General features: G+C 62.1%; 5 protein-coding genes. 3 read left to right on the plus strand and 2 right to left on the minus strand.

Annotation, left to right across the window (positions count from 1 at the left end):
• Both ABX749_RS12390 and ABX749_RS12395 read right to left on the minus strand, forming a co-directional pair.
• Positions 1-906 (minus strand): alanine--tRNA ligase-related protein (locus ABX749_RS12390; RefSeq protein ID WP_372896263.1); only part of this gene is annotated, 906 nt, incomplete at its 3' end.
• Positions 907-984: 78 nt separating this feature from the next.
• Positions 985-1,926, minus strand: a complete 942-nt coding sequence (locus ABX749_RS12395) for a hypothetical protein (protein ID WP_372896264.1) — start codon at positions 1,924-1,926, stop codon at positions 985-987.
• A 303-nt stretch (positions 1,927-2,229) separates the two neighbouring features.
• On the opposite strand from ABX749_RS12395, the gene ABX749_RS12400 reads away from it, so the two are divergent.
• From ABX749_RS12400 to ABX749_RS12410, 3 genes are all read left to right on the plus strand, one after another.
• On the plus strand, positions 2,230-6,996 hold the full coding sequence (locus tag ABX749_RS12400) for a DUF4332 domain-containing protein (RefSeq protein ID WP_372896265.1): 4,767 nt from the start codon (positions 2,230-2,232) through the stop codon (positions 6,994-6,996).
• Between the two features lie 328 nt (positions 6,997-7,324).
• Positions 7,325-7,600, plus strand: coding sequence for a DNA-directed RNA polymerase subunit alpha C-terminal domain-containing protein (locus ABX749_RS12405; protein WP_145217789.1), 276 nt, complete (start codon positions 7,325-7,327; stop codon positions 7,598-7,600).
• A gap of 1 nt (position 7,601) precedes the next feature.
• Positions 7,602-8,702 carry a hypothetical protein gene (locus ABX749_RS12410; protein WP_145217787.1) on the plus strand — a complete coding sequence of 367 codons (1,101 nt, stop codon included), beginning with the start codon at positions 7,602-7,604 and terminating at the stop codon, positions 8,700-8,702.
• The last annotated feature ends 121 nt before the right edge of the window (positions 8,703-8,823 follow it).

The following is an 8,823-nucleotide window of genomic DNA, read 5'->3' on the forward strand; positions in this document are numbered from 1 at the left end:
CACCGCGCGTCGGATCAGACGACGGACGACGTACTTGGCCTTGTCGCGTCCGGGGTAGACGTTCTCGTGGATCGCGAAGGCGCAAGCCCGCGCGTGGTCGGTGATCCGCCGCAGGCGCCGACCGTTATCGCTGTCCGGGTCGTAGTGCACGCCGACGACGTCCGCGGCGGCATCGACGATCGGCCGCAGTGAATCGATGTGGAAATTGGTGGAAACGCCTTGAAGGACGCTGGCGGTTCGTTCCAGGCCCATGCCGGTGTCAATGTTTTGGCTGGGCAGGGGTTTGAGATTGTCCGGCGGATCGCCGACGCGATTGAACTGGGTGAAGACCAGGTTCCAGATTTCGACGTCGCTGCCATCATCCAGGTGATAATAGATTTCGCTGCACGGCCCACAGACCCCGTCGGGGCCTTCGCTGGGTGCCGAGGCGGGCCAGAAGTTTTCGTCTTCGTCCATCCGCACGATCCGATCGTCCGGCAGCCCGATCGACTCTTTCCAGATGTCATAGGCCTGGTCATCGTCTTTGTAGACCGTCACGGACAATTTAGCCGGGTCGATGGCCAGCCACTTTTTTGCCGTCAAGAACTCCCAGGCCCACGCGATGGCTTCCTTTTTGAAATAGTCACCGAAGGAGAAATTCCCCAGCATTTCGAAAAAGGTATGGTGATAGGCGGTCCGGCCGACGTTATCGATGTCGCCGGTTCGGAGGCATTTTTGACAGGTTGTCGCGCGGGTGAAATCGAGTTTCACTTTGCCCAGAAAGTGATCCTTGAACTGGTTCATCCCGGCCGGGGTGAACAGGACCGAGGGGTCCCAGGTGGGGACCAACACATCGCTGGGCTTTCGGACGCAGCCCTTGGATTCAAAGAATTCGAGATATTTTTCGCGGAGTTCGTCGGTTTTCATGGGTCAACGCACGGAGATTGAAAGAAGTGCAGTGCCGCCGATGATATCGGATGGATCCGATTTCTCGTAGACGGAGCGTTACAGCTTTTCCGCGGGCGTCGGGACGTTGGCGATGCGGATCAGCAAAACCGTTTGTTGCTCCATTTGGTCGACGTTTTTGCCCCCGAACATCTCCGTGCCGAGCCCCTTTCGGTCGGCCGTTTCGGAGATCACAAACAGGTCGCCCTCGCCGCCGATCAGTTCAAATTCCATCGCATCGAGCGACCAGGATTGACGGCGAACGTCGATCCGCAAGGCCGCATCCCCCTGGACCCAGTCTTGCTGCATGTCGCCGTGCTGGATTTCGGGGCGGACTCGAAGGCGAATTTGGGCGGCGGAACTGCCCGGCTGGGGCGTGACCGCCAACAGAAACTGGGGGTCTCGCAGCGTTTGGCCGACCGGCTGCGGTTCCTCGTGGATGATCACCACATGGTCGCCTTGCACCGGCAATCGGACCGGCAATTCGTAGCGTTTTCCCAGCCGCATCGGGATCGTCTTGGAGCCTTCGGATTGGTGGCTGGAAACCGAGACCGAGCTCAGGAATTCGGCGACGACGTCGGGCGGTTGGGCCGATTGCAGCGAATCGAGTTTGCCGACCAAGCGGTCCGTCTGAGCCGCTTTCCCGATCCGTAACCCGTTGTGATAGAGCACCTTTCGGGTTTCCGGCGGCAGCACGGTTTCGTCCACCCATTGCCACATCGATTGCAGCTGGTCGGGATCGGTCGGGTCGAAGCGGATCTGGACAAAACGCGTTTCCAGCTCGATCGAGCGTGGGATTCTTTTCAGCGGTAATGCGGCCGCGCGGGTTTCTTGATGCGGATCGTCATGGCCGGGCCAGCTGGACCACGAGGCACAGCCGGCCAGCAAGATCGGGGCGGCCAGAAGGGTCGCGGCAAGCCACAGGGGCATCGCCAGGGGGCGACGACGGCGGGGATTGCCGGGCGGTCGATTCGATCGCGGCGGGAGGTGGCATCGCGGCATGGGCAGCATATCGGAAAAGAATCGGATGTGTCGGGGGCCAAAAACGGCATCGGCCCGTCAGCGTCATGGCGAACGTCGGCGACCGCGATCAGGCGTCGTTTCACGCCCCTGGACTACGAATTTTGCGGGCGGCGCGTCAAGACAAGGCGGCCGCAGATTCCTCTTTTCGTGAAACACGACTTTCACTAAAGTGCCCCGATCCCGCATCCCAGCTGCCCGTTTCCCGCAACGTCGAAATGAATTTTGGCCGTCGTTCGGGCCGCTGAAAATGTATTGTTGCTGTGGCCAAGGAGGAGCCCGACCATGTTGTTGGACCGGATCGATATCGACACTCACGGCCCCCTGACTCGTGTCGAGCTGGGGCCATTCTCAGAATGCTTGAACGTGATTTGCACGCCGGAGGGTTCTGGGAAAACGGCGATCGTCCGCTTCATCCGGGACTCGCTGATCCGACGCGACTACCCGCTGGGGATGATGAGTTCCTCGGCCGGCCGCGTGGTCTGGGCCGACCGCAACGGAAAAATCCATTGCCGGCGTGAACATGACGGCACGCCCAGCGGACGACGGACCATCGAATTCGAATCCCGCGGCGAGGCCTCGCATCGATTCGATTGGCTGCACGGCAGCTGGATCAACGGGATCGCCGATTCGACCGACGCGACCCGCGCCTTGGAATCGATTCGCATTCCCGAGTCGATCGTCGACGGCATCGTCACCGACACCGCCGTGATCAGCATTTCTCGAGTCATCGCAGCCTGCCTCCGCAGCGGACTGGGCGATCCCGCCTTGTTCGCCGGATTGCCCGTCAATCGTTCGACCGTCAGCGGGCTCTCGCCGGCCGCATCGGCCGACCAGCACGCACCGCGACGTGCGATGCGCGACGAACTGGCCCGCATCGAAGCCGAACTGGCATCGATTCGGCAGACCTCCGCCGGCCCGCATTCCTCCGTGTTGGACGCCGAATCCATCGAGGCGCGGCGACGACAATTGCAGGCACATCTGGCGGCCCTGCAATCGGCACAGCGATCAGCACAGCACTCCGCACAGCGGCCCGACGACAACGCGCCGATCGGTGCCGAACTGGCCGAGCTTCACGATCAGATTTGGCAGCTTCGTGTCCGGCACAGTGAACTGTCTCGCTGGCTGGCCCATCTGCAATTCGATCGCAATCGCGTTCGGTACACCGCACCGATCACCGCGTCGCCCTATGCCCGCGACGCAGGTGCCGAACTGGCCGGCGGGCGGGCGATCAGCCACGGCGCGGCATTGGACGTCGACGCCGAGTTGCGCCGCAAATTAATTGACGTCGATGCCCAAATCACTCGCTGGCGTCGCGTGATGACGGAGTTGTCCGGTCTGCGCGAAATCATCTCCTCCGCCGTCCACCGCGACGCCTTCGATCGGCCGTTGCGTGAGGCCGGGGCATTGCCGATGTCCGAACACATGCTGCGCCGCGAGCGCATGCACCACTTCCTTTCCTCGCTGGATCACTATGCCGACGACCCTTCGATGGCTGCGTCGTGGGCGGCGTTTGCCGCCGGGGCCCGCCCGTCGCGTTGGCCGGATGAAATCGATCTGCGGATCGAAGCGATCGTGCGCCAAGTCGATTGGCTTGCGGCCCGCTACGATCACCCCCACTCGGCGGCTCCGGTCTGGTATCGCGATCTGCCTGCGGAACTGGCTTACCGGGGAAGCCACTCGCTGGTGCACTCGCTCCGCGCGATCCGAGACGACTTGCAAAATGTTCGTCGGCACGGATTCCGGTTTGCTTATCCCGCGACCGAGCCGTCGCGACAAGCCCGCGCCGCCGAACAGGCACTGGCCGTGCGTCGAGACCACGAGTTGTACGATTTGCGACGCAGCGAACAGTGGGTCGTCGCGACGATCGAGCGGCTGCTGGCCTATCGCGAAGGCTTGGTTCGCAATCGCCAGTTGGCAGAACGGCTCCGCTATCCGTCTTGGTTGGACGAAGCCTATCATCGGCAAACCTGGTCGGCCTGGTACATCAATCACCTAGATGGTGAAGCGATCGCGCGGAGCAAGGAACTCGATCAAGTCACCGCACAACTCGATCGCTGTGTCGCCCGGGCGGCGCGGCTGCGTCGTCAGATGCTGGCCCAGCCGATCAGCCCCATCGCCGCACAATCCGCCTACCCGGGACTGGATGCTTCCCCATGGGCTGGCGTTGACGTTAGCTACACCGACCTGGGCCGCGATTATCTGGGGCGAAGCGGCGCCGCGTGGGATCCTGCGATGCTGCAACGGGAGATCGACGCGGTTGAGTCTGAATTGCGAGCCCTCGACTCGCTTGCCGAGCCGAGCTTGGGCGAGACGCCGCGGGTGAAATGGCTGAAACGTCGTCGGGCCGAATTGATCAAAATGCTCGGCGTGCCCCAAGCGGTGTCCCGCTCGGCGTCTCCGTTGGCCGATGAAGCGAGCCAATGGTTGGTCCGGCTCTCCGGCGGCCGGTTGTCGCGGCTGGATTGGAACGACGCCGATTTCACCACCGCCCCCGATCAAGTCGAGACGGCGACGCGAGTCGGGTTTGCCAAGATCGATGGGCGTGAAGAAGCGAATTGCCCCGCGGCCGATCGAGCGTTGGCGGCACTGGCGCTACGCATGGCCGCCGCCGACTTGCTGGCCCGGACCGGACGCGCCATCCCGCTGGTGATCGAAGTCCCGCGCGAACTGTTGCGCCATCAAGAGGTCGGCGAAACGTTGGGTGCGATTCCCGCCGGCTACGCAGACTACCCCATCTATGCCGGCGGTTCGCCCGTCGCGGGCGTCAACCTTTCGGTGCTCGCCGCACTGGACGACTTTGCCAAAAATGGACGGCAAGTCGTCTTGTTGGCCAGCGATTCGATGTTTGCCGACCAAGTCGCTCGCCACGGAGGCCAGGTGTTTACGATCCATGGTCAACGCGTCCGACACGAGCACCGACCGCTTTGGAGCCCGCATTTTTCGGACGAAGCGTACGCCGGTCCCCACGCGCCGTCGCACTTGCCGCCAACTTCCCATGGCCTGGGTTCCAATGGCGTGGGAGCAAACGACCCGATGCCGCACAGTGATGCCTTCGTCGACCGCTATCACGACGAGTACTTTGATCACCTGCCGATCGGTGCCTCGCTGGCCGATATCAATCGCAACCTGGACGCAGTCTGGCAGGAAGCGTACGGGATTTCACCCTACGCTGAATCGCTGTCCGGTCGACACAACGCTCACGTCACGCCTCATTCCCCGGCGCCGTATCCAGGCTCGCCCTACGCAGAGTCTCCCTACGCAGACTCGCCCTACATGGGATCTGCTTACATGGGGCCGGCATCACCAGCCGCACCGGTGGCTCCCGCCACGCAGGCGACGGACTATCGGGCGTCGATGCCGGCGGGATCTCCGGATCCGACGTTCGTTGATCCATCGCAACACGATGCGGGGCATTGGCACGACGGATATTATTTCGCCGATTCCTACACGACCGCGCCGGCGACGCAATCGGCGCGCAGTGCTCCAGCGATGCACAGTCAACGTGCTCCAGCGGCCGCGTCTCGGTCGTCGGCGGAGCACCTGCAATCCAAGCCATCAGGCGATCCGGCGGCCGGCCATCGCGGACCGGTGTCCCCGTTTTTCCTGTCCGTCGACAGCCCCATCGATCAAGCGCCTTCGATCGACGCGGTTGCCGCGGCGCGTCTGCGCAGATTGCAGGTCACGCACATCAATCATCTGATGAATCAAGATCCCAACCGGCTGGCCGATTCGCTCGGGCTGGCCGGCGTGACCGCCGCAACGATTCGGCGTTGGCAGGCCGAGAGCCGCTTGGTTTGTCATGTCCCCCAGTTGCGCGGATTCGACGCCCGGGTGCTGGTCGGATGCGGAATCGCCGATGCGGGGCACTTGGCGTCGATCGACCCGGCCGATCTGCTCGACCGCGTGGAAGCGTTTCTGGCGACCGAACGCGGGCAGCGGATCCTGCTCAGCGGCACCAGCTACGAGCTTTCGCGGATCACCAGCTGGATCGCGGCGGCAAACGTCGACACCGACGACAACCCGCTGGGCATGACGCGAGATCACCAAACGATCGACGGTCGGGTGCTCCGCCAGCCACGCGATCGCAAGCCGCTCGATGCCAAGCTGGACGACGATCGTTATGAATACGAATTCGTCGATGACAACGGAAACGTCGTCCGTGCCTCGTCCAATCGATCCCGAACAGGCCGGCGTTCGTCCGGCTCGCGACCACGCAGTGGCGGACTGCCCGGTCGGTCCAATGGTCGAACCAATGGGCGTTCCAATGGGGCTCGAAACGGCAGCCGAGCCATCGGCGGCACCGCCCGCAGCCACGACATCGGTTCCGACGGACGCAGCCGTCGCGTCGGTGAGTCGGGTTCGCGCCGCGAAGCGGATTCGACGGAAACCGCGGATCAGAACTACCGGACTAGCGATTCTGAAACCGAGCGGAGCGACCGCACGCGAAGCCGTCGCGACGGCGAGTCGCGGTCGCGACGTTCGAGCAGCCGCTCGTCACGACGCGGATCCGAGCGGTCGTCTTCGGGGCGTTCTTCCTCGGAGCGTTCGCGACGACGGGAGCGGATGCGTGATGAGACTCAGTCGTTCGACTCCGAAACCGGCGACAAGGAACTTCGTTTTTATCTCCAACGCGACAGTCCCATCGTGGACGCGCCGTCGATCGGAGCACGAATGGCTGAACGACTTGAAGCGGTCGACATCGTCACCGTGGACGACCTGCTCAATGCCGACGCGGCCGACTTGGCCGATCGCTTGGACCACCGACGGATCGATGCGGACGTGATCACGGCGTGGCAAAACCAGGCGATCTTGGTTTGCCGAGTCCCGATGTTGCGTGGGCACGACGCGCAGTTGTTGGTGGCTGCGGATGTCACGACGGCGGAGGAAGTCGCGGAGTATGACCCGAGTGAATTGTTCGCGTTGATCGACCCGGTCGCCCGAAGCAACGAAGGCAAGCGGATCATCCGCGGAGGCCAGTTGCCGGATCTGGACGAGGTCACCGAGTGGATTCAGTACGCGGCGTTGAGTCGCGAATTGGTTGCGGCCTAATGCTCGGGCAACTATTGCACTGAGGGTACCTGCCCCGGCAATTTTGCCGGGCGAACCGTCGGTGGGCTCACTGGTCACTTCATCACGCCGCAAGTTACAGTCTGCCGCTTTTTCGCTCGACAGATGCATCCCGAAAAATCAACGCTGACAGAGCGCTCGATCTCGGTTCCTTTCTTGTTTGCTTGCAAACCGTAGCACCCACAAGCCAACAGTGATTCCCGCAAAACGTGGGATTTTCGATCCAGGCTCTTTGCCAACTGCGTGATCATCGCTTACTCTCTCGACAAATCTTGCCACCCTTCATTTGCCCGACCAAAAGGAGTTTGGAATGAGCACGCGAATTCCACTGAGCCGCGCCGACGAGGAAGCTCGTCTGCGCAACGAGCGTTTGGATTTGAGTATCGCCGAGATGGGGTTGTCGGTTCGCACGACGAATTGTCTTGAAGAAACCGGTATCCTGACGGTGCGTGATCTGTTGGGCGCGACGCCCAAGCGTTTGCTGTCGATCAGCAACTTCGGCGAGAAGACTCTCGGTGAAGTTTACGCAGCGTTGGAAGAGCTTGGGTTCTATCGCCCCAGCCGACGACCTCAGCAACCCCGTTGATATGGCGCGCTTTCTTCGACCCTGGAGCAAGAAACGGGGAAAGCGGTTCATCGGCACGGAGCTCCGCAGCCTGCTCTGGGAAACCGCCTTTTACAGCGGCGTTTTCTTGGTCGGCGTGTTTGTCGTGTCGTTGGTGGTGATCAGCCAGCTGTCTTCCTGGGACCAGCTGGAGACACTCAAAGAGTTAACGCAAATCCAGCCCGAAGCCGTTACCCCCGAAGAACTTGAGGGGGGCGGCTTGGCGAGCTGGATTTTCGGCATCTTGGGGGTCGCAGCAATCGGTTCGGGCGCGGGCGGATTGATTTATCGCCTGGTTCGCGTGGGGGCCAGCAATGAGCGCCGGTCGGCCATGGCCAAGCGGGCGTCGTCGATCGAGATCATCGTTCCGTCGGCGACTGAGATCGAAAAGATGCCATCGGTGCCACGCGGCAACGCGCTGACGGACAGTCCGGGCGAGCGTTTGACGTACCGTTTAGCCGCCGAGGGGACATCGGGCAACGAGCTGGTCGGCCCGGCGCTGCTGGCACTGCTCTGGAACGCGGTTTGGTTCGTCTTGCTGGCCGTGGTCGTGCTCGGATTCTGGCATTCGAGTCCGCGATATATTCTGACCGGACTGCTTCTACCGTTTGGCGGGGTCGGTTATTGGTCGTTTCGGTATTTTTTGGCCCAGCTGCGTCGATCGGCGGGGATTGGGCCGACGATTGTCGAAATCAGTGACCATCCGCTCTACCCAGGCTGCAAATACCGCCTGTTCGTTTCACAATCCGGACGGCTGCGGCTGCGACGGCTGCGTGTGCGTGTCGCATGCGAGGAAGAGACGGTTTATCGCCAAGGGACGGATGTCCGGGTGGAACGATATGAAGTTTTCACGCAAGAATTGTGTGCCGAACGTGATGTTCGAGTTGACCCGCAGGCACCTTGGGAGCAACAATTCACTATCGACCTTCCATCCAATGTGATGCATTCCTTTGTGGCATCACATAACGCGGTGCGATGGAAAGTGATCGTCTCTGGAGAAGCCCGTCCGTGGCCATCGTTCTGCCGAAGCTATCCCGTCGTCGTTCATCCTCCAGGCTTGCCTCCGAAACGCAGCCCGCGGTGAGCGTGTCGTTGTGCCGCGAGGACGGCATCTACGAGGGCGGAAAAGAGCTCTCAGCGACTTGGCGGGTGTCCCGCGTCACGCTGGATTCGCTCAGTGCGATCGAGATCTCCGTGCTCTGGTA

It is taken from the genome of Stieleria sp. (assembly GCF_041595215.1).
Classification (GTDB): domain Bacteria; phylum Planctomycetota; class Planctomycetia; order Pirellulales; family Pirellulaceae; genus Stieleria; species Stieleria magnilauensis.

What these genes read in the sequence shown, in the direction of transcription:
- ABX749_RS12400 (WP_372896265.1), top strand. Translation starts at nt 2,230, where the DNA reads ATGTTGTTGGACCGGATCGATATCGACACTCACGGCCCCCTGACTCGT.
- ABX749_RS12395 (WP_372896264.1), bottom strand. Translation starts at nt 1,926, where the DNA reads ATGCCGCGATGCCACCTCCCGCCGCGATCGAATCGACCGCCCGGCAAT.
- ABX749_RS12410 (WP_145217787.1), top strand. Translation starts at nt 7,602, where the DNA reads ATGGCGCGCTTTCTTCGACCCTGGAGCAAGAAACGGGGAAAGCGGTTC.
- ABX749_RS12405 (WP_145217789.1), top strand. Translation starts at nt 7,325, where the DNA reads ATGAGCACGCGAATTCCACTGAGCCGCGCCGACGAGGAAGCTCGTCTG.